This is a genomic window from Agrobacterium sp. LR_9 (assembly GCF_041954855.1).
Classification (GTDB): domain Bacteria; phylum Pseudomonadota; class Alphaproteobacteria; order Rhizobiales; family Rhizobiaceae; genus Agrobacterium; species Agrobacterium leguminum.
The window spans coordinates 282,412-306,181 of sequence record NZ_JAVAYA010000001.1 but is presented as its reverse complement, the minus strand read 5'-3'; the positions used below and the strand labels follow the sequence as shown (position 1 = coordinate 306,181).

The 23,770-nt window shown below is 59.7% G+C and carries 19 protein-coding genes and 1 tRNA gene; 2 read left to right on the top strand and 18 right to left on the bottom strand.

What is annotated here, in order from left to right; translation table 11 throughout:
* Window positions 1-22: 22 nt before the first annotated feature.
* The 3 genes from RAC79_RS01510 to RAC79_RS01500 form a co-directional block, all read right to left on the bottom strand.
* A complete protein-coding gene (locus tag RAC79_RS01510; RefSeq protein ID WP_142844060.1) occupies window positions 23-1,699 on the bottom strand; it encodes an iron ABC transporter permease in 1,677 nt (558 codons plus the stop codon).
* A 73-nt stretch (window positions 1,700-1,772) separates the two neighbouring features.
* Entirely contained in the window at window positions 1,773-2,789 is a 1,017-nt protein-coding gene (locus RAC79_RS01505) for an extracellular solute-binding protein (protein WP_174038774.1), read from the bottom strand.
* Between the two features lie 149 nt (window positions 2,790-2,938).
* Complete coding sequence (locus RAC79_RS01500; RefSeq protein WP_174038773.1) at window positions 2,939-3,994, bottom strand: ABC transporter ATP-binding protein; 1,056 nt, start codon at window positions 3,992-3,994, stop codon at window positions 2,939-2,941.
* A 359-nt stretch (window positions 3,995-4,353) separates the two neighbouring features.
* Between RAC79_RS01500 and RAC79_RS01495 the strand changes: the two genes are divergently transcribed.
* Both RAC79_RS01495 and pgi read left to right on the top strand, forming a co-directional pair.
* Window positions 4,354-6,066, top strand: coding sequence for a long-chain fatty acid--CoA ligase (locus tag RAC79_RS01495; protein ID WP_174038772.1), 1,713 nt, complete (start codon window positions 4,354-4,356; stop codon window positions 6,064-6,066).
* 139 nt (window positions 6,067-6,205) lie between these two features.
* On the top strand, window positions 6,206-7,831 hold the full coding sequence (pgi, locus tag RAC79_RS01490; protein ID WP_142844063.1) for a glucose-6-phosphate isomerase: 1,626 nt from the start codon (window positions 6,206-6,208) through the stop codon (window positions 7,829-7,831).
* Window positions 7,832-7,893: 62 nt separating this feature from the next.
* Here pgi and RAC79_RS01485 read toward each other — a convergent pair whose 3' ends face one another.
* The 15 genes from RAC79_RS01485 to RAC79_RS01415 all read right to left on the bottom strand — a co-directional run bounded on the left by RAC79_RS01485 (window position 7,894) and on the right by RAC79_RS01415 (window position 23,580).
* Complete coding sequence (locus RAC79_RS01485; protein ID WP_125145244.1) at window positions 7,894-8,622, bottom strand: esterase family protein; 729 nt, start codon at window positions 8,620-8,622, stop codon at window positions 7,894-7,896.
* Entirely contained in the window at window positions 8,619-9,584 is a 966-nt protein-coding gene (locus RAC79_RS01480; RefSeq protein WP_142844064.1) for an acetylxylan esterase, read from the bottom strand. Before RAC79_RS01480 ends, RAC79_RS01485 begins: the two co-directional genes overlap by 4 nt.
* Window positions 9,585-9,708: 124 nt before the next feature.
* A complete protein-coding gene (locus RAC79_RS01475) occupies window positions 9,709-10,635 on the bottom strand; it encodes a carbohydrate kinase (protein WP_003520009.1) in 927 nt (308 codons plus the stop codon).
* Window positions 10,636-10,735: 100 nt separating this feature from the next.
* Window positions 10,736-11,434 carry an orotate phosphoribosyltransferase gene (locus RAC79_RS01470; RefSeq protein WP_003520012.1) on the bottom strand — a complete coding sequence of 233 codons (699 nt, stop codon included), beginning with the start codon at window positions 11,432-11,434 and terminating at the stop codon, window positions 10,736-10,738.
* Between the two features lie 164 nt (window positions 11,435-11,598).
* On the bottom strand, window positions 11,599-12,636 hold the full coding sequence (gene pyrC, locus RAC79_RS01465; RefSeq protein WP_080856948.1) for a dihydroorotase: 1,038 nt from the start codon (window positions 12,634-12,636) through the stop codon (window positions 11,599-11,601).
* A 113-nt stretch (window positions 12,637-12,749) separates the two neighbouring features.
* Window positions 12,750-13,787 (bottom strand): 4-hydroxyproline epimerase, encoded by a 1,038-nt coding sequence (locus RAC79_RS01460; protein ID WP_003520015.1) that lies wholly within the window; start codon window positions 13,785-13,787, stop codon window positions 12,750-12,752.
* Window positions 13,788-13,914: 127 nt separating this feature from the next.
* The gene (locus tag RAC79_RS01455; protein ID WP_174035534.1) at window positions 13,915-15,237 is read right to left on the bottom strand and encodes an alpha/beta hydrolase; all 1,323 of its coding nucleotides are present in this window, start codon (window positions 15,235-15,237) and stop codon (window positions 13,915-13,917) included.
* Window positions 15,238-15,420: 183 nt separating this feature from the next.
* Window positions 15,421-16,917, bottom strand: coding sequence for an acetyl-CoA hydrolase/transferase family protein (locus RAC79_RS01450; RefSeq protein WP_174038771.1), 1,497 nt, complete (start codon window positions 16,915-16,917; stop codon window positions 15,421-15,423).
* 291 nt (window positions 16,918-17,208) lie between these two features.
* Window positions 17,209-18,009, bottom strand: coding sequence for a phosphodiesterase (locus RAC79_RS01445; RefSeq protein WP_142844068.1), 801 nt, complete (start codon window positions 18,007-18,009; stop codon window positions 17,209-17,211).
* A gap of 66 nt (window positions 18,010-18,075) precedes the next feature.
* Window positions 18,076-19,368, bottom strand: coding sequence for an ABC transporter substrate-binding protein (locus tag RAC79_RS01440; protein WP_174038770.1), 1,293 nt, complete (start codon window positions 19,366-19,368; stop codon window positions 18,076-18,078).
* A 42-nt stretch (window positions 19,369-19,410) separates the two neighbouring features.
* Entirely contained in the window at window positions 19,411-20,232 is an 822-nt protein-coding gene (locus RAC79_RS01435) for a carbohydrate ABC transporter permease (protein ID WP_125145239.1), read from the bottom strand.
* Window positions 20,232-21,158 (bottom strand): carbohydrate ABC transporter permease, encoded by a 927-nt coding sequence (locus RAC79_RS01430; RefSeq protein WP_003520025.1) that lies wholly within the window; start codon window positions 21,156-21,158, stop codon window positions 20,232-20,234. Before RAC79_RS01430 ends, RAC79_RS01435 begins: the two co-directional genes overlap by 1 nt.
* Window positions 21,155-22,300, bottom strand: coding sequence for an ABC transporter ATP-binding protein (locus RAC79_RS01425; RefSeq protein ID WP_174038769.1), 1,146 nt, complete (start codon window positions 22,298-22,300; stop codon window positions 21,155-21,157). Before RAC79_RS01425 ends, RAC79_RS01430 begins: the two co-directional genes overlap by 4 nt.
* A 216-nt stretch (window positions 22,301-22,516) precedes the next feature.
* Complete coding sequence (locus RAC79_RS01420) at window positions 22,517-23,329, bottom strand: class I SAM-dependent methyltransferase (RefSeq protein WP_174038768.1); 813 nt, start codon at window positions 23,327-23,329, stop codon at window positions 22,517-22,519.
* A 174-nt stretch (window positions 23,330-23,503) separates the two neighbouring features.
* Window positions 23,504-23,580: transfer RNA gene (locus RAC79_RS01415), tRNA-Arg, on the bottom strand.
* Window positions 23,581-23,770 lie beyond the last annotated feature (190 nt).

The following is a 23,770-nucleotide window of genomic DNA, read 5'->3' as shown; positions in this document are numbered from 1 at the left end:
TTTATCGGGCAGGGCTTCGATATCAGCCCTTGCGCCGGCCGATCCTTGCAAGCTGCATGACCGGAAGCATGCCAATGACGACGATTGCCAGCGCTGCGATTGCCGCCTCCTCATAGGTGCCGCGCGCCGCTTCGCCATAAAGATGGGTAGCGAAGGTTTCGAAATTCAGCGGCCTCAACAGAAGCGTGGCGGGAAGCTCCTTGACGCAATCGACAAAGATCAGCAGCGCCGCTGCCGCAAGCGACGCCTTGGATAACGGCAGATGAATCTGGCGGAATGTCTGCGTCGCGGATCGCCCGAGCGTTCGCGAAGCGTGATCGAAGGATTGGGGTATGCGGCTGAGGCCGGCATCCACACCGCCCGCCGCAATGGTGAGGAAACGCGCCGAATAGGCGTAGATCAGCGCGGCACCGCTGCCGATGAAGATGAGGCCGGTAGACATGCCGAACCAGTCACGCATGGTCTGGTCGACAAACCGGTCGAAGCCGCCAAGCGCGATCAGCACGCCGATGGCGATGACCGTGCCGGGGGCCGCATATCCGACCGTCGAAAGCCGGTAGGACCAGAGCGAGAGACGTCCCGGTGCAAGGCGCATGGCGTAAGCAACCGCAAGGCCGAAGATAAGGGTGATAACCGTCGCCAGTCCGGCAAAGACGATGGTGTTCAGAGCCTCATCGGCAAAGCGGGCGGAGAGGCCGCTGAAACGGAACCGTTTCCATGCCTCGATGACGAGATAGCTGGCCGGCGCCACAAAGCCGATAAGGACCGGCAGGCCGCCGAGTACGAAAGCGGCCCAGCCCTTCAGGCCGTTGAGCCGCAGCGGCTCCAGTTCCCTGCTCTTCTGCGCCGAAACGGCATAACGCTGCTTGCGCCGCGCCCAGCGCTCGAGCGCCACGAGGGCGACAACGATGAACAGCATGGAAAGCGCGATCTGCGCCGCACCCGGCAGGTCGGATTTCGTGACCCAGGTGGTGTAGACGGAAACGGTGAGCGTGCGGACGCCGAGGAATTCCGATGCGCCTATATCGTTGAGCGCTTCCATCAAGGCGAGGCTGATGCCGACCGCAATCGCCGGTCGCGCCAGCGGCACCGCGACCTTGAAGAAGGCTTTGCGTCTGGAAACGCCGAGCGTTCGTGCCGCTTCCAGCAGGTTGCCCGCCTGTGTCAGGAACATAGCGCGGACGGGAATATAGACATAGGGAAACAGCACGAAGCCGAGAAGGACGATGCAGCCCGTCATGGACCTTATGTCCGGCAGACGAAATTCGCGCGGGCTGGAATAACCGAGCAGCCAGCGGATCGCGCCCTGCACCGGTCCGATGGGATGCAGAATATCCAGATAGGCGTAAGCCACGATATAGGTGGGCATGGCCAGCGGCAGCAGCAGCGCCCATTCCAATATTTTGCGGCCGGGAAAATCATAGGCGGTGACCAGCCAGGCGGCATAGGTTCCGACGACGCCGGCCAGCAACCCGACCCCGGCGAGAAGGATCGCCGTATCCGGAAGCGCCGTCCAGAGCACGGTCGAGCCGAGATGCGCCCACAGGCCTTCAGAACCCTGCAACGCCTGCGATACAAGCGCCAGAACCGGCACCATGGCGCCGCAGACCCCCAGCACGGAAAGGCACAGCCACCAGAAGGAGGATGAAAACCTGGCTCGGGCACGAGGTGTCAATGGCTGGATGGCGTCTGGATTCATGTGCTTTTAGAAAATGCGCGGAAAGGCGCCCGCAAATGCGAACGCCTTCCACCATGTTATCGCTGATTGGCCCTTACTTGTCGAAACCGACCTTGTCGACCAGCTCGCTCGCCTGTTTGCGGTGCGAGACGATTTCCGTCAGCGGCTTGTTATCGATCTTCAGCTTACCGAAGGAAGCGATGATCTCGTTGAGAGCCGCACCCTGCTTGACCGGATATTCGTAGTTGGCTTCAGCATAGATCTTCTGGGCTTCGTCGGAGACGAGATATTCCAGCAGCTTGACGGCTTCCGCCTTGTTCGGTGCATTCTTGGCCACGGCCGCGCCGCTGATATTGACCTGCGTGCCGCCGTTCTTGAAGGTCGGCAGAACCACCTTGATGGCGTCGCCCCACTTCACCTGCTCCTCGCCGCCCTTGCCCGAGCGCATCAGACCGACATAATAGGAGTTGGCGATGCCGATATCGCAAATGCCGCCGAGGATATCCTTGGCAACGTCACGGTCGCCGCCGCCTGCCTTGCGGGCCAGGTTTTCCTTGACGCCGGCAAGCCACTTTTCGGTGTCCGCAGCGCCGTAATGGGCGATGTAGTCGGCAAAAAGCGCCGTGTTATAGGGGTGCTGGCCGGCGCGAATGCAGACCTTGCCCTTCCACTTCGCATCCGCCAGATCTTCATAGTTGAAGGAGGCGAGATCGACATCCTTCGCCGCATAAAGAACGCGGGCGCGCATGGAGAGCGCGAACCAATGGCCCTTGGCGTCGCGAAGTTCAGCCGGGATAGCCTTGGTCAGGGTTTCGGATTCGACCGCCTGGGTGACGCCCTTTTCGGCGAGATCGACGAGGTTGCCGGCATCCACCGTCATCAGAACGTCGGCAGGCGAGCTTGCGCCCTCGCTCAGAACGCGCTCGGCAAGACCGTCCTTCAGGAACACGGTATTGACCTTGACGCCGCTCGAGGCGGTGAAGGATTCCAGCAGCGGCTGGATCAGGCCCGGTTCGCGGGTGGTGTAGATGTTGAGTTCCGCAGCGCTGGCCGTTCCGGCTGCAAAGGCAACCGTGCTGGCAAGCAGGGCAAATCTGGTAAATTTCGTCATGTTTTGTCTCCCTCTCCGATAGCGGCAATATAGAGGGAGCAGACATCATACCTGATGACCCAAATCAAGTTTTATTTCTCTGTTTTTCGGGCGGATTCGATCACCAAGAGTTGAAAATGGAGCGGAAATAAACATACAAATCCGCTCACTCAACTTGCAGTAAATATCAGCACGCCCTTGGGGTCGATACCGAAGCGCACCGCCGTCGTCCGGGCGGGTGTGCGCTGCATTGTCCTCACACGCAGATCGGCCGACAGTCCGGGCACGGCTATGCCAAGCTGCTCGATTTCCCCGAGGAAGACACGGCTCGATATTTCGCCGGCAATTCCTTCTTTCGCCGCACCGTCCTCGATGATCGAAATCGCATTTGGGCGAACATAGGCAACGGCGGCGAGACCGTCAGGCAGATCGGACGCATCGCCCAGAAGCCCGAGCGGCGTTTCGACGCGGCCCTGTCTTACCCGGCCTTCGATCTTGTTGAAGGCGCAGAAAAAATCGGCGGCATAACGGGTCTTGGGATGATCGTGGATTTCGTAACCCGTGCCGCTCTGCACGATGCGCCCGCGCTGCATCAGAACCACGCGGTCGCCTGCCGAAAGCGCCTCTTCCGGATCATGCGTCACCATGATCGCCGTCGTACCCAGTTGCCGCAACAGGCCGAGCGTTTCCTCGCGCACGCTGTCGCGCAATCCCCTGTCCAGATTGGAAAAGGGCTCGTCCATCAGGAGCAGGCCGGGCTGCGGGGCAAGCGCGCGGGCGAGCGCCACACGCTGCTGCTCGCCGCCAGACAGCGTATGCGGATAACGTTTCGCCAGTTCCTGCAGGTGAACATGTTCTATCATCTCGGCAGCGCGGCGGCGGGCTTCCACCTTCGGCAAAGACCGAAGACCGAACATGACATTCTGCTCGACGGTCAGATGCGGAAACAGCGCATAATCCTGAAAGACAAAACCGATATTGCGCTTTTCCGGCTCGACGAAAACAGCAGGGCCGGCAACGACAGCGCCGTTCAGGGAAACGCTGCCATGGTCCGGCGTCTCCACGCCCGCCACGATGCGCAGCAGGGTCGATTTTCCACAGCCGGAGCGCCCTACCAGACAAATGATTTCGCCGCGTTCGACGGAAAGATCGATATCGGACAGCACTTCCGTCTCGCCGAATCTCTTCCCGACCGATTTCAGTTCAAGCGCTGCCCTGCCTGCCATTTCCAATCCTGCCCTGCTTTGCGAATTATGTTGATCGCTCAAATCAGGATTAAAGTCAAAAAAGCCGGGCAAAATGCTTTTCCCTTCACGAGTTGGCGAGATGTGCGGCAGCAATATTGACGTTTACGTTAGAGTTAAATAGGTTTTGCCGACGAGATAGACGTCAAGGGATTAGGCGTCTATCATTCGTCACCGGGGAGCGAGAGGAGCGGTCGATCCGGTGACGCCACATGAGGTTCCCTCAACCCGGCCGATTGGGCCGGCTGAATGCGGGAGCTTCGTGAACATCAGGCAGCCGAAAGCGCCCTTCACGCGTTTCAAGGAATGCGCGGCGCGACAAAGACTCTGGGAGGAGAAGCATGAGTGAACTGTCCCTGGGACACCCGGAAAATGTCAGCGCAGAGAAGCGTTGGCTGGCATCCTATCCGCCGGGCGTACCTTCCGAAATCCCCGCATCCGCCCATGCCTCCCTTGTCGAACTTCTCGAAAAGAGTTGTGCGCAATTTGCCGACCGCAAGGCCTTTTCCAGCATGGGAAAGTCCCTGACGTATCGGGAACTGGACGCTGAAACCCGCGCGGTCGCTGCCTGGCTGCAATCCAGAGGGCTGGAAAAAGGCGACCGGGTTGCCGTGATGATGCCGAATATCCTGCAAAATCCCGTCGCCGTATACGGGATTTTGCGGGCGGGCATGAGCGTGGTCAATGTCAATCCGCTCTATACCCCGCGCGAGCTGGAACATCAGCTCAAGGATTCCGGCGCAAAGGCGATCTTCGTTCTGGAAAACTTCGCCCATGTGGCACAGCAGGCGGTGCCGAAAACCGCGGTGCGGCATGTGGTCGTCGCTGCGATGGGCGATCTCCTCGGCCTGAAGGGACATATCGTCAATCTGGTGGTTCGCAAGGTCAAGAAACTGGTGCCCGCCTATACCATTCCCGGTTCCATCAGCTTCAAGGCGATGCTGAAGGAAGGCCAGGGATTTTCGCTGAAGCCGGTCAGCCTCACGGCGCAGGACATCGCCTTCCTGCAATATACCGGCGGCACAACCGGCGTATCCAAGGGTGCGGTTCTCACCCATGCCAATCTTCTGGCCAACAAGCTTCAGATCAGCCTGTGGCTGGACGCCGCTTTCAATGGCCGAAAGGACCGTCCGGAAGTTCTCAACTTCATCTGCGCGCTGCCGCTCTGCCACATCTTCGCATTGACGGTGAATTCGCTGATGGGCATTGCGCTCGGCGGTCATAATCTGCTGATCGCCAATCCGCGCGACATTCCCGGCTTCGTGAAGGAACTGACGCATTATCAGCCGCATGTTTTCCCTGGCATCAACACGCTTTTCAACGCGCTGATGAACAATGAGGATTTCCGCAAGCTCGATCTGTCGTCGCTTATTCTGGTTCTCGGCGGCGGCATGGCGGTGCAAAGGCCCGTTGCGGAGCGCTGGCTTTCCATCGTCGGTTGCCCGATTGCCGAAGGCTACGGCCTCTCCGAGACATCCCCGGTCGCCACCGTCAACCGCCTCGATTCCACGGAATTCAGCGGCACCATCGGCCTGCCTATCTCCTCGACGGAAATCGATATTCGCGACGAGGACGGCAACAGCCTGCCGACAGGCGAAGTCGGCGAGATCTGCATTCGCGGGCCGCAGGTCATGGCCGGCTATTGGCAGCGGCCGGATGAAACCGCAAAAGCCATGACCGCCGACGGCTTCTTCCGTTCCGGCGACATGGGTTTCATGGACGAGCGCGGTTACACCAAGATCGTTGATCGCAAGAAGGACATGATCCTCGTTTCCGGTTTCAACGTCTATCCGAACGAGGTGGAAGAAGTGGCCGCCAGCCATCCGGGCGTGCTGGAATGCGCCGCAATCGGTGTTCCGGATGAACATTCCGGCGAAACCGTCAAGCTTTTCGTGGTCAAGAAGGACCAGTCGCTCACGGAAGCGGAGCTCAAGGCCTTTTGCGCCAAGAACCTGACGAACTACAAAAGGCCGAAAATCATCGAGTTCCGCACCGAGTTGCCGAAATCGAATGTCGGCAAAATCTTGCGGCGCGAATTGCGCAATCTGAACTGATTGTCTCGCGCAATGGGGAGAGCCGGGCGACCGGCTCTTTCTTTCGTCCCGGCCCTTTTCTTTTATCAAAGTCGCCTTGATTTGGCCGCCTGAAAAAGAATAGTTTCCTCATCCTTCCACGGAAGCCGAGGAGCACAAGATGCAGGCCACCATCGAAAAACTGAAAGCAACGGCGAGCAGCACAGCCGCAACCGATCTTCGCGCCGCCTTTGCGGCCGACGACAAGAGATTCAGCCGTTTCAGCGCCAAATTCGATGACCTGCTGATGGACTATTCCAAATGCGCCGTGAATGAGGAGATCGTCACGCTTCTCGAACAGCTCGCACGCGAAGGTGGCGTCGAGGCCAAGCGCGAGGAGATGTTCTCGGGCAAGGCGATCAACTTCACCGAAGACCGCGCCGTGCTGCACACCGCACTGCGCAATCGCTCCAATACGCCGGTTCTCGTGGACGGCAAGGATGTGATGCCTGACGTGAACGCCGTTCTCACCGCCATGGGCAAGTTTGCCGAGGCGATCCGTTCCGGTTCGCTGAAGGGTGCGACCGGTAAGAAGATTACCGACGTCATCAATATCGGCATTGGCGGTTCCGACCTCGGCCCCGTGATGGCGACGCTGGCGCTTGCGCCTTTCCATGACGGCCCGCGTGCGCATTTCGTCTCGAACATCGATGGCGCCCATATCGCCGATACTCTGAAGCTTATCGACCCGGAAACCTCGCTGTTCATCGTCGCGTCGAAGACCTTCACCACCATCGAGACGATGACGAATGCCGCCACTGCGCGCCGCTTCATCGCCGAGAAACTGGGTGAGGCAGCTGTCAAGCATCACTTCGCCGCCGTTTCCACCGCGCTGGACAAGGTTGCCGCCTTCGGCATCGAAAGCGACCGCATCTTCGGTTTCTGGGACTGGGTTGGCGGACGTTATTCGATCTGGTCGGCCATCGGCCTGCCGCTGATGATCGCCATCGGGCCGGATAATTTCGGCAAGTTCCTGGATGGCGCGCATGCCATGGACAGGCACTTCCGCGAAGCGCCGATCCGTGAAAACCTGCCGATGCTGCTCGGCCTCATCGGCTTTTATAACCGCAACGTGCTGAATTATCCGACCCGGGCGATCCTGCCCTATGACCAGCGTCTGTCGCGTTTCCCGGCTTATCTGCAGCAGCTCGACATGGAATCGAACGGCAAGGGCGTCACTATCGACGGCACGCCCGTCGAAGGCCAGTCCGGCCCGGTCGTCTGGGGCGAGCCCGGCACCAATGGCCAGCACGCCTTCTACCAGCTCATCCACCAGGGCACGAGCGTCATTCCGGCCGAATTCATGATCGCCGCCAACGGTTTCGAGCCCGAACTGCGCCACCAGCACCAGCTTCTCATTGCCAATTGCCTGGCGCAATCGGAAGCGCTGATGAAGGGCCGCACGCTGGCTGAGGCAAAAGCCCAGCTCACCTCCAAGGGCATGGAAGACAAACTCGCCGATTTCATCGCGCCGCATCGTGTCTTCACCGGCAACCGCCCCTCCATCACCTTCGTTTACGACAAGCTGACGCCGTTCGCGCTTGGCCGTCTGATCGCGCTCTACGAGCACCGCGTTTTCGTCGAAGGCGTGCTGTTCCGCATCAACTCCTTCGACCAATGGGGCGTGGAGCTGGGCAAGGAACTGGCGACCGGCCTGCTGCCGGTCGTGGAAGGCAAGGAAAGCGCTGCCAGCCATGACAGCTCGACGCAGGGACTGGTGAAGGCGCTGGCCGGTCTGGCAGGCTGAGTGACGTTAGGACCGTAATCTAAAAAGCCGGAGACACCTCCGGCTTTTTTTATGCGGCGGCCTTAAATATAAAGCGCCGCCATCTTGCGCCACGCGCCCGCCCGGTGGGCGCGGCCATCCCAGACATGCATTTGATGCCCCACATGCTTCTCCGACAGAACCCGGCTCAGATGATGGTTGTTGCCCAGAAACGGGTCAGCATCGCCGATGGTGAAAACCATGTCGATGCGGCGCAGGTGTTCAAGCCGCCACGGGCATGCGAGGCCCGGCAGGAAATGGCTCGGCATGTGGAAATAGATATCGTCGTCGTAATAGCCATCGAACAGATCGCCGAAGAATTCCACCTTCATCGTCAGATCGTAACGGCCGGAAAAGGCGACGAGCTTGCGAAAAAGATGCGGGTGGCGAAAAACGAGACTGGCGGCCTGAAACGCACCCAGGCTGCAACCCTGCACGATCGTATCGCTATTAGGGTTTTTCTCGGCCATCAGTGGCAGCACTTCGTTCAGAATATACTCTTCGAAGGCGGCATGGCGGCGAATGCGATCGGCGGGATGATGCCCGGCCGCGTAGAAGGTCTCTCTGGCAAGCCCCTCTATGCAATAAAGCTGAAGGTGGCCCGCCTCCAGCTTGTCGGCCAGACTGCCGACAAGACCCAGTTCCTCATATTCGAAGAAACGCCCGTCGCGGGTGGGAAACATCAGCACCCTGGCGCCGGAATGTCCGAATATTAACAGCTCCATGTCGCGATGGAGCCTTTGACTATACCAGCGGAGATATTCGCGTTTCATGGCACCTTGAAAAACCGTCTGACCTTGTCCTTATGGACCGCATCTTGCGATGCGCTGTCAGGGTAATCGAAATGCCCGGCGTCGAGGATGAATATTTCATTAAATTTTGATTTCGGCAGCGCATTGGCCACCGCGAACTGGCAGGGCGGCGCGACCGCCGGATCGAAAAGCGCGGGTGCGACCAGCATCGGCACTTTTATGCGGGTGGCGGCACAGGCGGCATCGAACAGGCGCAGCGTCTCAAGCACATTGGCATGGGTCTTCTGATAGGTCTGAACCGCATCCGCACTGCCAACGGTCGGCAGCGTCAGCCAGAACGGCCGGTGTCCGAATGTCGGCACGACAAGATGACCACGGTCTATGCGCTCGTCGAAAGGGATGGCCAGTGCACCGATGCCGCCACCGAAACTGATGCCGCTATAACCCACCTGCCCTTCCAGCCACGGATAGAGGCTGATGAGTGTGGAAACGGCAACCCATAGATCGTCGACGCAGCCGCCGATGATGTAATCGTCTTTCCTGTCGATATTATAGAGAACATGAAGCGACGGGTCGGACGAGATCGGCGGACAAGCGCTCAGCGACAGCCCGCGAAAACAGGGAAACAGCACGGCCGTTTCTTCCACCGGCACGTCGAAATCTGGTTCCCCTCGCCCGCCATAACCATGGCCGACAACGAGGCCACGGCGCACCTGCCCTTCGCGCGGCAAAAGCAGCCACCCGCCGATGCGAAAACCGCCGGTGGAGGTGTAGGTCATATCGAGGACATGCCAGCGGGGGTCGGTGAGCCTGCTCTTGCGCAGCACCGGCCGGGGATCCGTGGCGAGCGCGCGGCGATAGCGCTTTTTCCAGAAATCATCAAAGCCCGGCGGCGCTTCGGGCGGGGTGATGGCCAGCAGCTGCTCGCGTTGCATGCCATAGGTCGGGTCAAAATCGAAAGGATGGGACTTGGGAGGGCTCATGCGATGCTTGTTTCGTGAAAAAACAGCGGACACAAGCTTCATAATATCGAAATAACGGTTTTTTACGGTTCTAAAGCCGGGAAGAGTGTTGAACCACCTTTTCAAAATGGTTCAACCGCGCTCATCACAAACCGATTTCATGCGCAAAGGGTGGGTTCGCGCCGGCCCGCGAAACGGTGACAGCGGCCGCTTTCGCGCCGAGCGCCAGAGCCTTCCTGATCTGGTCTTCCGTCAGCGAGGCAACCTGCGCCTTGGTCAGCAAACCCTGCATTTTCAGCGAGGCAAGAATGCCGGCATCGAAGGTGTCACCCGCGCCGACAGTGTCGACCACTTCCACCCGCTCGGAGGCCACTTCAACCTTGAGATTGGCGCTATACCCCACCGCGCCCTTGGCGCCACGGGTGACGACGACCAGCTTTGCGCCGTGATGCAGCCAGTGGCGGGCAAGCGTGTCCTCATCGCCTTCCAGCCCGAACCAGGCAAGGTCCTCATCCGAGAATTTCACGATATCCGACATGGCCGCCATGCGGCGGATGCGGGCCATGTGGGACTGCTTGTCCTTGATGAAACCGGGGCGAATATTCGGATCGAGCGAGATGACACGGCTTTCGTGCTCGCGCGTCATCAGCGCCTCATAGGTGCTGCCGCAAGGCTCCGGGATAAGGCTGATCGCACCGAAATGCAGCGCCTCGCAATCGGCGCCCAGTGCCGGAAGCTCCGCTTCGGTGATCATCCGGCCGGCGGTGTTTTCGTCATAGAAGGCATAGGTCGCATGGCCATCCACCAGCTTCACGAAGGCGATGGTGGTCGGCCGCGAAAGGGTGGCGCAATAGCTGAAGTCGACATTGCTGGCGCGCAGGGTCTCCCGCAGGATATCGCCCATCATGTCATCGGAAAGGCCCGTAAAGAAGGCGGAGGGAACGCCGAGACGCCCCAGCGCAATCGCCGTGTTGAAGACCGCTCCGCCTGCATAGGGGGCAAAACCCGCCTCGCCCAGCGTCGTCTGCCGGGGCAGCATGTCGATCAGAGCTTCACCACAACACAGGATCATTACGGTCCTCCTCAAAACAGCAAATCAAATGGACTTAAATCGATTTAGACGAAGATCGATCGGAAGGCCAGCCGCAAAACCGGGCTGGCCGCATCCGAAATTAAGATTGCGGCAATTCGCTGACACCGCCGCGTTTTGCCGACCATGGCAGCGGGTTATCGAGGAAGGCTTCGACCTCCGACAGGGTCTTCTCGTCGAACAGTTTTTCAGCCCGGGCAACGGCCAGAACATCGCGCCAGGTGGTCAGGTAATGCAGCTTGACATTGCCGTTGGCGAAGCGCGCTTCGGCCTCTTCGAAGATGCCGTAATAGAACAGCGCGATGCCGTGATCGACAATGCCGCCCGCCGCACGGATGGCGTCGATGAAGGTGAACATCGAGCCGCCCGCCGTCGTCAGATCCTCGATGACGAGAACGCGGGCTCCCTCCGGCATATGGCCTTCGATCTGGGCGTTGCGGCCATGGCCTTTTGGCTTCTTGCGGCAATAGATCATCGGCAGGCCGAGGCGCTCGGCAAGGAAAGCGGCAAAGGGAATGCCCGCCGTTTCACCACCTGCCACACAGTCGAACTTCTCGAAACCGGCCTCGCGCATCACCGCCGCCGCCGCGAAATCCATGGCGGCGGAGCGGATGCGCGGGAACGAGATGAGCTTGCGCATGTCGATGTACACCGGGCTCTTCATGCCCGAAGCGAAGGTGTAGGGGCTTTCCGAATTAAAATGGACCGCCTTGATTTCCCACAACATCTTCGCAACCAGTTCCGCAACGACGGCGCGGTCAGTGAATGTGAAATGGTTCATAGGCGTTCTCCTTTTTCGGCCTTGGTTTATCGCTCCGAAAACCCGGATCGGTTTTCGGAAAGCACAACGTCTCGGTTCAGCATTGCAGGCATCCGCAGGCGACGCCGAAGGGCGAATGCCTGGGGACCATAACAAAACCGCCGGCAGTGCCGGCGGTTAAAAAATCAACTCACATCCCAATGGAGCGGGAACATCGGATCGAACACGGTGACCGGCCCGGCGCCCGTCTCGATTTTTTCAGGAAAGGCCACCGCTTCCTCGCGCTTGACCAGCGTGATCGTTTCCTCGTTCGGCGCAAGACCGTACCAGGCCGGGCCGTTGAGCGAAGCGAAGGCTTCCAGCTTATCGAGGGCGTTTTCGTCCTCGAAGACATGGGCAAGACAGCTCATGGTGTTGATGGAGGTATAGATGCCGGCGCAGCCGCAGGCGCATTCCTTCAGCGGGTCCACATGCGGAGCGGAATCCGTGCCGAGGAAGAAGCGTGCATCGCCCGAAGTCGCGGCAGCCCGTAGCGCCAGCCGGTGTTCTTCGCGCTTGGCGACGGGTAGGCAATAATAATGCGGCTTGATACCGCCGACCAAGATGGCATTGCGGTTGATGATGAGGTGATGGGTGGTGATGGAGCCGGCGATGTTGGCCTTGGACGACTTGATGTAATCCACGCCATCGCGGGTGGTGATGTGTTCCATCGTCACCTTGAGTTCCGGCAGGCGCTGGCGCAGAGGCTCCAGAACCGTATCGATGAACACCTTCTCGCGGTCGAAAATATCGACTTCCGGCGTCGTCACCTCACCATGCACGCAAAGCGGCAGGCCGATCTTCGCCATGCGTTCCAGAACCGGCATGGCCTTGTTGAAATCGCGCACACCGCCATGGGAATTGGTGGTCGCACCCGCCGGGTAAAGCTTTACGGCAGTGATGAGGCCGCTTTTTTTGCCCTCTTCCACATCGTCGGCCTGCGTGTCCTCGGTCAGATAGAGGGTCATCAGCGGCTCGAAACGGTCACCCGCGGGAATGGCCTTGACGATGCGTTCGCGATAGGCGCGGGCATCGGCCGTGGTGACGACCGGCGGCACCAGGTTCGGCATGATGATGGCGCGGGCGAAATGGCGGCTCGTATCCCCGATCACCCCTTCCAGCATTGCCCCATCACGCAGGTGCAGGTGCCAGTCATCAGGGCGGCGCAGGGTGAGCGACTTCATCGGGATACCTCGGAGCATGACGGAATTGGCGCCCGCTTAGCATCTTTTGCCGCGGGAAAACAGCCGCCAAAGTCCATCCGGCGGCTGTAAATGGCATTTTTTTAAAGCACGCTTCAGATGTTGCCCGCTTCCGGACCCCAGACATCGGTCATCGCGAAACCATCGGCCAGCGGATCAAACGGATCGAGACCCACCTGATGCAGGCCGAAGGTGAAGCCGCGTCCGGCAATGGTGGGGATGACAGCCGGGCGGCCGGCCACCTCGGTGACGGCGGAAAGGCCGACATCGAATTCCGAACCGATGATCGAGCGGGATTTATACTCGTCTCCCACCTTCACCTTGCCGCGCGCATAAAGCGTGGCGAGATTGGCGGAATTGCCGGTGCCGCAGGGCGAACGATCCGCCCGGCCCGGCCACATGGTGGTGCAGGTGCGGATGGAGCCATCCGCATCCACATCGCGGAACATGACATAGGCAACGCCGGAAATGGCCGGAATTTCCGGATGAACGACGGTCATTTCGCGGTTGACCAGATCTTTCAGGATCATGCCCGCCGAGACCAGCTTTGCCGCATTGGCCTTTTCGATGGTGAGGCCGATCTGGCGGACATCGACCAGCGCATAAAAAATGCCGCCATAGGAAATATCCATCGTCACCCTGCCCCATTCAGGTGTGTCGATGCTGACATCCAGCTCATGCACGAAGGATGGCACCATGGTCAGCTTGACCTTTTCGCAACGACCGTCGCGGCAGGTGGCTGTGGCCTTGACCAGACCGGCCGCCGTTTCGAGGATGATGACGGTTTCCGGCTCCTGCATTTCCACCATGCCGCTTTCCAGAAGCGCCGTCGTGGCGCAGATGGAATTGGACCCGGAGCTGGCATGCGCCTGATCCGGCTGGAGAATGACGAAGGCGGCGTGCGCATCCGGGTGCTTCGGCGGCAGGAGAAGATTGACCGACCCCATCGGCGTGCCGCGCGGCTCCAGCGTCAGGAAGCGACGAAGCGCCTCTCCCTGCGGATCGGTATTCATCCAGTGAAGCTGTTCGGCCACGGTGTTGCCGGGGATTTTCGGCGCGCCGCCGGTGACGACACGGCCGATTTCGCCTTCACAATGAACATCGAGAAGCTGGAGGGTGCGTTTCCAACGCATGGGGGTCTACTCCGGAAGTTGGGTTATGGACCTGACCATACAGATAAAAATACAAGGTGTATACAAATCTGCGGACGCGTGATGACAAAAACGCTTAACGTTTTCGCCACCTTGCACGCATTGTCGTTTAGCGGCTACGGCATTCCGCCCGGTTTCGATTGGCGGCGGCATCGCAATTCACTCTGGAGGATTGAACCGCCTGATCGTCCACCACGGAACCGGCTGTATCGCCCACCGATCCGACGGTGTTTTCGACGGAACGGCCGAGCCGCTCCACCTGCCTGCCGTAATTCTCCCGCGTCCGTGGATCGAAGACCGCAATCGGCGCGCTGACCACGACGCTGGCCGCGGTTCCGACTGTTTGCGCGGCACCGATACTGACGGCACCCAGCGCCTCGCCCAGACCGACGTCGGAATCCGTCACCGTCTGGCCCGCGATAAGACGGTCGCCGATCAGGCGAACGACCTCCGGGCTCTCGGCAAATTTTCCATGGTTCAGACGATCACCGGATTGCAGCTTGGTGAGATCGAGAACCGTGATGCCAGCCTTCTCAAGCTGGCTGCGATAGGGCTCGACGGAAGGATCGATCTGACCGAGTCGATCGACATTGCCGGAAATGCGGCGCGACAGGCTGAGCGCGCGGTCATCCTGCGAGACGAAAAGCGTGAATTTCGGCGGTATCTTGCCGAGGCTGGTGAATTGCCGGCTGAAGACGTCCACATCGAGATCAGGCGCCGCCAGAATGACATTGCTGATCTTAGGATCAACGCGGCCGTTGCGGATGGCCATCTGGCGCAGCGCCTCCACCGCAAGCCAGGTGCCCATGGAATGGGCCATGACCGTGACTTCGCGAATGGATTTGTCCTTCGCCAGCCGCGTCAGCATCTCCTCCAGCGAATCGCGGGAATAGTTGGTGCTTTCCTTATCGTAATTATAGTCGAAGATGCTTGCGCGCGACGGCCAGGTGAACACGACAGGCACGACATCCGTGCCGGAATCATGGACGATCTGGGCGAAACGATAGACGGATTCCTCGTAACGATTGTTGAAACCATGCACGAAGACCAGCACCCGGCGGTCCTTCGCGATATGCTTAGTGATCCAGCTTCTGGTCTCTGCTTCGGAGCGGATCGGCTCAATCGCAACCGTGGTGAAATCTTTCAGCGGATTGGGCGGCAGTTTTTTCGGCCATTGCACCTGACCAACCTTGCGGTTGGCAGCAGGCGGAATGGAAACCGTGACCGCATCGACCTTCAGCCCCGTTCCCCGCTCGCCGCCGAAAAGAACCGCAGGATTTTCGGAAGGCGCGCGCGTTGTCGCAACGAGGAGATTGACCGGCGTCGTACCAGCCACAGTTTGTCCCGTTGGCGTCATCACACCGATCGGCCGCCCGCCGCAACCGGCAAGCAGGGCGACAATCGCGATCATGGCGACGAAGCGAATGGGCATTACATCACTCTCCTGCAACCCTGAGGCAGCTCGATAGCGGCCGGGAGGAGAGGATTTTCTACCGGAGGCGGAACAGTCGCGCCAGCAACCTAAGCGGCGTGGCGGGCACTTTCCCCAGCGGTGTGTCCAAACAGACCCAATTACTAATCGAAAAACCGGCAAGTGGACACCCTGTTTCAACACCTATTGCTGAGGTCGCATCGTGCCCTTTTCCCGCAGCGCCTGATGCCACGACAGCGCCTCTTCGATGAGATGCGGCGTATGCCCGCCCCGCGCTGCCGCCCGGTGATAATAGTCAGCCAGTGCATCGCGATAATCGGGATGGACGCAATTGGCGATGATGACAGCCGCGCGCTCGCGGGGGGCGAGACCGCGTAGATCGGCGAGGCCCGTTTCGGTGACCAGAATATCGACATCATGTTCGGTGTGATCGACATGGCTGACCATCGGCACCACGCTTGAGATCGCGCCACCCTTGGCGATCGACTTGGTAACGAAAATGGACATATAGGCATTACGGGCAAAATCGCCGGAACCGCCAATGCCGTTCATCATATGCGTGCCACCGACATGGGTGGAATTGACGTTTCCGTAGATATCGAATTCCAACGCGGTGTTGATGCCGATGATACCGAGGCGACGGATGACTTCCGGATGGTTGCTCACCTCCTGCGGACGCAGGATCAGCCTGCTTTTGTAATCGCCCAGTCGCGGCATCACCTGCTCGTTCATGACAGAAGAAAGCGTGATCGACGAACCGGAGGCAAAGGTCAGCTTGCCAGCATCGAACAGTTCGAAGGTCGAATCCTGCAGGACTTCCGAATACATTTTCAGATCGTGAAACGGCGTGTCGATGAAACCATGCATCACCGCATTGGCGATGGTGCCGATGCCGGCCTGAAGCGGCTGGAGTTCATGGGTCATGCGACCATGACGCACCTCGTTCAGCAGGAACTCGGTGAGATGGCCGGCAATCGCCTTGGTCTCGTCATCCGGCGGCAGCACCGTGGAGAAACTGTCGCTCTTGTCGCTCAGCACGATGGCGGCGATCTTTTCAGGCGGCACCGGAATAAACGGCAGGCCCACACGGCTGTCCGTCGCCACGACAGGGATGGGCATGCGGGTCGGGCGTTTGGCGGGAATGAAGATGTCGTGCAGCCCTTCCAGCACCTCGGGCTGCGACAGGTTGATCTCAACGATGACCTTGTCCGCCAGAATGGCGAAGCTTGCGGAATTGCCGACGGAGGTGGTGGGCACTATGCCGCCGTCTGCCGTAATCGCAACTGCTTCAACGATGGCGATATCGACGCCGTGGATCTGGCCGCCGCGCAATTGCTCGACCGTTTCGGAAAGGTGCTGGTCGATGAACATCACCTTGCCGTCATTGATCGCCCTGCGCAAAGCCGGATCGGACTGGAACGGCATGCGACGCGCCAGCATGCCCGCCTCCACCATGGTCTTGTCGAGATCGTTGCCGAGCGAGGCGCCGGTCATCAGGGTGATTTTCATGGGGTTCGTTTTGGCGCGCTCGGCCAGCGCCAGCGGCACCGCCTTCGCTTCGCCGGCGCGCGTAAAGCCGCTCATGCCCACCGTCATGCCGTCCTGAATGAGACTGGCGGCCTCTTCGGCGCTGACGATCCTGTTCAAGAGGGACGCGTTGCGGATACGCTTTTCAAGCATGCAATTCTCCATGATCTGTCATCACGATGGCACGGCATTCGGCTGGCCACCTTTCGGCGACTATGGCGTGCAGTTTCATCGATGAAACTGACATAGATCAAGGGTGCGCACGGAACCATGGTTCCGATGCATCACATCCCGTTCAACAAACCAGAAGTGGCGCATCGGCGCGACAGGCCACGGGGGTCTTCTCGCCACCGCAGCCTTGCAATCGTCAAAAATCTCTCCCTCACCACCGCCAACAGGCGACGAGGCGAAGGTCATTTCCGTGCAACACGGAAACGTCCGGTGTCAGGGGCCTTCGCAGACAGGCGCCTGACCGAGCACAACCTGCCCCACTTCCGCATCATAGGCACGCAGACCGAATGCGCCGAGGCTTATGACCCGGTAACAGGGATTACCGCCCGTCCACAGCGGATCGACAACATCGATATCGGTGATGAAACGGTGGGCGCAGGCCTGACCGGAACTGTAGGCGATGCCTTCGGCGGTCGTGCCTGCCATCGGCACATGGATATGGCCAAAAATGATATGACGTATACCGGCCGGATGAGCGGCGAGACGGCGCATGACAGCACCGTCATCATGCATGCCGATATGTTCGAAATGGCGGATGCCGCAATCCATCGGCGGGTGATGAATGAACACCGTCACCGGCAATTCGCCCGCGCTTTCCAGCGCACTCTCCAGCCATGCCAGACGATCCGCACCATATATGCCGCCGATCACATCGGCCTCGTGGCTGTCGAGAAACAGCAGCCGACCGAATTCGGTATCGATGAAGGACTGGATGTAGCCGTTATCGTCACGCGGCTGTTCCGGAAAAGCCGCGACGAATTCCGGGCGGCGGTCGTGATTGCCGAGCATCAACTGAACGGGGATCGAAACGGGCGCGAGGATATCGCGAAGCAGCTCATAGGCTTCCGGCTCGCCGTAATTGCAAAGATCACCCGTCATCACAAGAAGATCGGCGTCGGCATGTTTTTCGACAATATCGGCCACCGCCGCGCGCAGCTGCTTTTCCGGGTCGACGCCGTTTACAGCAATGCCGGGGGGTACGAGATGGGTGTCGGTGATCTGGATGATCTTCATAACAGGTCTTTCTGCGCAAAATGGCTGCGGGAACGGATTTCCCCGCAGCCTTTTCGATGGTTTTGCTTATTTCAGCAGGGCGTTGGTCTGCTCGACGATCTGCTTGAGACCGGCTTCCGGCGTTACTTCACCGCGCATGACGGTGCCAATGATGTCGCGCTGGGTTCGCCAGATGCGGACGGAATCGCCACCCGGATAACCGGCCCAGGGGAGCGAACGGTCAGCCTGAAGCGAAGCGGTCTTCACATTCGGGTTCTCGACATAATAAGGAGCGAGGAAGTCCGGGCCGGTTGCCAGCTTGTTGGTCGGCAGGTAGCCGGTGATGCGAACGATGGTGTTCTGTGCTTCCGGACCGGTGATCCACTTCAGGTATTTCCAGGCAGCATCCTGCTTGGCCTTATCCTGCGTCAGGATAACGGCAGAGTTGCCGCCGGTGGGCACGCCGCCCTTTTCCTTGTTGTCGAGCGGGAAGGTCGCGGTCTTCAGCTTGAAGCGGTCGCCGACCAAACCCTGGATCGTCTGAACATGGGCAGGCGTCGAGAAGATGAAACCGGTGAGGCCTGCACCGAACTGCTGGCGCGACTGATCCCAGTCGAGCAGGTTCTGGCCGCCTTCGGTGACGAACTGACGGGTCATCTTCAGGGCGTTGAGGCCGATCTCGTTATCGAAGCCAACGGTCTTGGCCTTCTCGTCAACGAGCTTGCCGCCCTGTTCGACGATGAGCGCCTGCCACAACCAGTCATCCGGCCAGCCGTTGATGTCGTAGCTCATGCCGGCGAACTTGGGGTCGAGAGCCTTGATCTTCTTTGCTAGAGCAATGAGCTCCGCAAAGGTCGTCGGCATCTTGTCCGGATCGCCGCCAGCCTTGGTGACGAGGTCGGAGTTGATGTAAATGATCGGCGAGGACGCGTTGACCGGCAGGCCGTACTGCTTGCCGTCGATCTGGCCGAGGGCGGCCATCTTTGGGCTGTAGTTCTTGTCGAGGAAGGCCTGACCGCCTTCAGCCTGAATGAACGGGCCGAGATCGGTGATCTGGTTGCGCGGTGCGAGCGTGTGAACGAGTTCCGCCGTCAGGTTGTAGCCAGAGAAATAAACGTCCGGCAGATTGCCTGTGACGGCGGAACGCAGAACCTGCTGCTGGCCTTCATTATAACCGGCGGCCGGAGCGAGGAAGTTGATCTTCACCTCCGGGTTCTTCTTCATGAATTCATCGGCCAGCGGCTGATGGAACTTGGTGAAGCCCGGCAGGTTGTAAAGAACGTTGAGCGTGATTTCATTGGCCAGAACCGGCTGAGCGAGGCCCGCAAAAGCCATGCCGAGAGCCAGACCGCCCATCACAGCGCGTCGGTTGAGTTTCATGTCAGTCTCCAGAGAGGTTGGGAGGAGGAAATCTGAACGGCGTCACTTGACGCCGGTCATGGTAATACCGGCGATGAAGTGCCGCCGTGCGAGGAGGAAGCACAGCACCATCGGCGCGGTAATCAGTGTGGCGCCCGCCATCAGCGCACCGTAATTCGCGCCGGATTCGACATCGGCGAAGAGCATCATGCCAAGCGGCGGCGGGGCGAGATTGGTGTCGGAGACCACGATCATCGGCCAATAAAGGTCGTTCCAGTGGGCAACGAGCGAAAAGATCGAGAAAGCGGCGAGCGAAGGCAGCGATCCGCGAAGGACCAGCCCCCAGCAAATCTCCATTTCCGAGAACCCATCCATGCGGGCAGCCTCGATGATTTCATTCGGATAGCTGCGGAAGGACTGATTGAACAGGAAGATGGCGAAGACCGAAAGGAAGAACGGCATCATCATCGCGAAATAGGTATTCAGGAGTTCCGTCTTGGCTAGACCGACAAAAAGCGGCAGGGCGAGCGCCTGAATGGGAACGCAGAGCGCCGCAATGACGAGGCCCAGCAGCAGCTTGCGACCGGGGAACCGGAGCTTCGCCAGCGCATAGGCAGCCGGAACCGACGTCAGGATCTGCACGACGAGAATGCCGACGCAGACGATGACGCCGTTGAGCATGAAGCGCGCCATCGGGACCTGACCCGCCGCCCTGGCATAATTATCCACAGCGTCGAATTTCTGCGGGATCAGCCAAAGCGAGACATCGAAAATCTCTGCCGGTGAGCGGATCGAGGTCAACACCATCCAGTAGAACGGCAGGAGCATCACGAAAGCGCCAAGGGCAAGCACGAGATGTGGGAGATATCTGCGGAGTGCGGCCATCAGTAGTGCACCTTCCGGTCCATGTGCAGCGTCTGGCCGATAGACAGGACCAGCACGATCGCGAGGAAGATAATCGTCAGCGCGGCGGCATAACCGGTGTTGGAATATTCGAAACCTTCGAGATAGAGATCGAACAGCAGGGTTTCAGATCCGAAGCGGCCCTTGGTGAGCACAGCCACCGTCTCGAACACCTTGAAGGCCGAGATGGAGGTGGTGACCACCACGAACATGGTCGTCGGCCCGAGCATCGGCCAAGTCACGGTCAGGAAGCGGTCGATCGGGTTCTTGGCGCCGTCCAGCCGCGCCGCCTCGTGCAGATCCTTCGAAATGGCGGTGAGGCCCGCGAGGAACAGCACCATATTGAAACCCAGGATCTGCCAGACGCCCATCAGCGCCATGGTGGGAATGAGGAGGACGGGATTGGAGAGGAAGGCGACCGGCTCAAAGCCCAGCCATTTGATCGCCGCATTCACCGGACCAAGCGAGGGATGCAGCAGGAACTGCCACACGGTCGCCATGGCGACGAGGGTTGCGGTGACGGGGAGGAAATAAGCCACCTCCCAGAAAGCCCGGCTGCGCTTGCGGTTATAAACGAGCAAAGCCACGCCGAGCGCCAGAAACACACCGAAGGGAATGACGATGAGCGCATAGATGGCAGTATTGGCCAGAGAGCGCAGGAAGACCGGATCCTGAAACGCCTTGACGAAGTTTCCGAGGCCGACAAAGCGGGTGGAGAGCGAACCGAGCTGGTAATCGGTGACGGAAAAACCGGCCAGAACGAGCATCGGAACGATATAGATCGCCAGAAGCAGCAGGCTTGCGGGGGCAGCGAACATCAGGCCGCGCCAGATCATCCGCCGGTCCGCCTTTGACAGCCGCGGGCGAGCCTTCGCGCGCGCGGCCGTGGAAAAATCGACCGCCGTCATGCCGGCACCCGTTCGCGCACCGTGATCTTGCGGCGCAGGCCATCGGCCGCGAAAAGATGCGCGCGTTCCGGCGCAAAGCCGAGATTCATTACGCCATTCATATCCGCTCCCACGGCATCGCCGGCGCCCTGACGCAGGGTGATGGCGACCGTCTCGTCGCTCAGCAGACGGCAGCTCACAAAGCGGTCGGCGCCGTGGGTTTCACTGCGCACCACACGCACGGCAAAACCTTCTTCGCCCGGGCGCAAATCTTCGGCACGAAGGCCGAGCGTCGCCGGGCCGGCATCGCGGCCCACACCCTCGATGCCAAGATCGCGCCCAAAGGCCGTGACTTTACCCTGCGTGTCGATTTCGACCGGCAGCAGGTTGATGGATGGCGTGCCGATGAAACGCGCGACCGTCAGCGTCGCGGGCTTGCGGTAAAGCTCGTCCGGCGTGCCAAGCTGCTCGATGCGGCCTTCCGACATCAACGCGATGCGGTCGGACATGGTCATGGCTTCGATCTGGTCGTGGGTGACATAGATGAAGGTCGCCCCCAGCCGACGGTGCAGGCCGGCCAGTTCCTCACGCATGTGGGCGCGGAGCTTCGCATCGAGGTTGGAGAGCGGCTCGTCCATCAGGAAGGCAGCGGGCGAACGCACCAGCGCCCGGGCGAGCGCCACGCGCTGACGCTGGCCGCCGGAAAGCTGCGCCGGCTTGCGATCCAGCAAATGCGCGATCTGTAGCGTCTCGGCCGCCTGTTCGACGGCGGCGTCGATCTGGCTTAGCGTTTCTGCCGGGGCCGCAAACCGTCCGACCAGCGGCAGGCGGGCGGCAAAGGGCAAACGCCGCATCCTGAGCGGTGTGGCAATGTTCTGGCGCACGCTCATATGCGGATAAAGGGCGTAGGACTGGAAAACCATCGCCAGATTACGATCGCTCGGATCAACCTCTGTCACATCCTGATCGCCGATGGAGACCGAACCGCGATCCGGTGTTTCCAGCCCCGCAATGATACGCAGAAGCGTGGACTTGCCGCAGCCCGACATGCCGACGAGAGACAAAAACTCTCCGGGACGGATGGAGAGATCGATCTCTTTCAGAACATCGTCAGTCCCGAAGCCTTTGCCGATGCCCGAAAGTTCAAGTGATTGTGGCGTCATTCTGCGCTCCTTTTCTGGAGCGCATATGCTTATATTGTATGACAATATGACGAAGGTTTGCGGAAAGTTCGATGACACTCGAAAGCCCGGTAATCCCGGGCTATCGGAAAATCCTTTGGTACAGGCCTCCACCCAAAACCACTAATATTTAGGGGGTATTGCTCAAATATTCCCCGTTCGCACTTATAGACTGAGAAGCGGGCCGGCAGCGTCGGTTTAAACGGCGGCGAGAATCACATGCGCCTGAATTTTCGCGGCAACCGCGCCACCGCCATGCCGCGCTTCGATGGCCGCGGCGGCGCAATCTGTCGCGGTGTCGAGCCCTCCCGGTGCTCTCGCCTCAATTTCCGTCCGAAGCACGGTTCCCTGACAATAAGCCATGGCCGGAATGCGCGGTGAAGAGGCGCGGCTCTGCGCGGCCACCGTCTCAATCGTCACGCGGGAAAAACCGGCCTCCTCCAGCTCGTGGCGAATGAGTGCCGTGTCATGATAACCGTGCGGGGTACGGACCATGAAGCGCGGCGGATCACCGGGGAACAGGCGCGCCAGGGCGTTCGTCACGTCATCCGCGAAGTGATTTTCCTCGATGCGGTCCCATACATTGAATAGATAATGTCCGCCGGGCTTCAATACCCGCTTTGCCTCGCGATAGGCCGACAAGCGGTCAGTAAAAAACATCGCGCCGAACTGGCAGAAAACGAGATCGAACACAGCGTTTTCAAAAGGCAACGTCTGAGCATCCACCTGCTGCCATTTTATGCGGCGATCCGGCGCCTGTTGCGACGCCGCAAAATCGAGCATCGGCTGGTTGAGGTCGGTTACCACATAGTTTGCCACGGGCAATAAGCGGGGAGCCAATTCGCGCGTGACGGCGCCGGTGCCTGCGGCGATTTCCAGAATATCAATCGGCATCAAGGCAGCCGCCCTGCGCGCCAGATCGGCGGCGAATGGCGCAAAAATCAGCGGCACCATATAGCGGTCGTAATTTTCCGGAATCGAACCCGCAAACACCTTGTCCGCTTCCAACATGGCTTTCACCCCGGGAACAGCTGATGACGGGGTGACTTTAGCACATATTCGGGACGTTCGGAATTCACGCGGTCCTGCGGAGCGTCGAAGCATCCGCCTGAACGGACTTGCCGATATCAGCCATATCGCGCGTGACGGCGATTGTCTCGGGACTTAATTTTATGGGAAGAGAAATGGCGCACCCGAAGAGATTCGAACTCCTGACCCCCAGATTCGTAGTCTGGTGCTCTATCCAGCTGAGCTACGGGTGCGTGCCGTTCCGGTCGTTTCCGGTGGCGTGGCGATCCTCTAAAACGTCCTCATTCCGAATGCAAGCGATTTCGCTTCAAAATTGTCATTTTTCCGCAGCAATTCATGTATCACATTGATTTTATTTGAAATTCCATGAGGGTCATTTTCCACGGGCCAGATACCCTGTCCGTTTGGGCGGGAAGAATGATT

Excerpts from the sequence above, each read along its gene's own strand:
- RAC79_RS01510 (WP_142844060.1), bottom strand. The coding sequence starts at position 1,699 with ATGAATCCAGACGCCATCCAGCCATTGACACCTCGTGCCCGAGCCAGG.
- RAC79_RS01505 (WP_174038774.1), bottom strand. The coding sequence starts at position 2,789 with ATGACGAAATTTACCAGATTTGCCCTGCTTGCCAGCACGGTTGCCTTT.
- RAC79_RS01500 (WP_174038773.1), bottom strand. The coding sequence starts at position 3,994 with ATGGCAGGCAGGGCAGCGCTTGAACTGAAATCGGTCGGGAAGAGATTC.
- RAC79_RS01495 (WP_174038772.1), top strand. The coding sequence starts at position 4,354 with ATGAGTGAACTGTCCCTGGGACACCCGGAAAATGTCAGCGCAGAGAAG.
- pgi (WP_142844063.1), top strand. The coding sequence starts at position 6,206 with ATGCAGGCCACCATCGAAAAACTGAAAGCAACGGCGAGCAGCACAGCC.
- RAC79_RS01485 (WP_125145244.1), bottom strand. The coding sequence starts at position 8,622 with ATGAAACGCGAATATCTCCGCTGGTATAGTCAAAGGCTCCATCGCGAC.
- RAC79_RS01480 (WP_142844064.1), bottom strand. The coding sequence starts at position 9,584 with ATGAGCCCTCCCAAGTCCCATCCTTTCGATTTTGACCCGACCTATGGC.
- RAC79_RS01475 (WP_003520009.1), bottom strand. The coding sequence starts at position 10,635 with ATGATCCTGTGTTGTGGTGAAGCTCTGATCGACATGCTGCCCCGGCAG.
- RAC79_RS01470 (WP_003520012.1), bottom strand. The coding sequence starts at position 11,434 with ATGAACCATTTCACATTCACTGACCGCGCCGTCGTTGCGGAACTGGTT.
- pyrC (WP_080856948.1), bottom strand. The coding sequence starts at position 12,636 with ATGAAGTCGCTCACCCTGCGCCGCCCTGATGACTGGCACCTGCACCTG.
- RAC79_RS01460 (WP_003520015.1), bottom strand. The coding sequence starts at position 13,787 with ATGCGTTGGAAACGCACCCTCCAGCTTCTCGATGTTCATTGTGAAGGC.
- RAC79_RS01455 (WP_174035534.1), bottom strand. The coding sequence starts at position 15,237 with ATGCCCATTCGCTTCGTCGCCATGATCGCGATTGTCGCCCTGCTTGCC.
- RAC79_RS01450 (WP_174038771.1), bottom strand. The coding sequence starts at position 16,917 with ATGCTTGAAAAGCGTATCCGCAACGCGTCCCTCTTGAACAGGATCGTC.
- RAC79_RS01445 (WP_142844068.1), bottom strand. The coding sequence starts at position 18,009 with ATGAAGATCATCCAGATCACCGACACCCATCTCGTACCCCCCGGCATT.
- RAC79_RS01440 (WP_174038770.1), bottom strand. The coding sequence starts at position 19,368 with ATGAAACTCAACCGACGCGCTGTGATGGGCGGTCTGGCTCTCGGCATG.
- RAC79_RS01435 (WP_125145239.1), bottom strand. The coding sequence starts at position 20,232 with ATGGCCGCACTCCGCAGATATCTCCCACATCTCGTGCTTGCCCTTGGC.
- RAC79_RS01430 (WP_003520025.1), bottom strand. The coding sequence starts at position 21,158 with ATGACGGCGGTCGATTTTTCCACGGCCGCGCGCGCGAAGGCTCGCCCG.
- RAC79_RS01425 (WP_174038769.1), bottom strand. The coding sequence starts at position 22,300 with ATGACGCCACAATCACTTGAACTTTCGGGCATCGGCAAAGGCTTCGGG.
- RAC79_RS01420 (WP_174038768.1), bottom strand. The coding sequence starts at position 23,329 with ATGTTGGAAGCGGACAAGGTGTTTGCGGGTTCGATTCCGGAAAATTAC.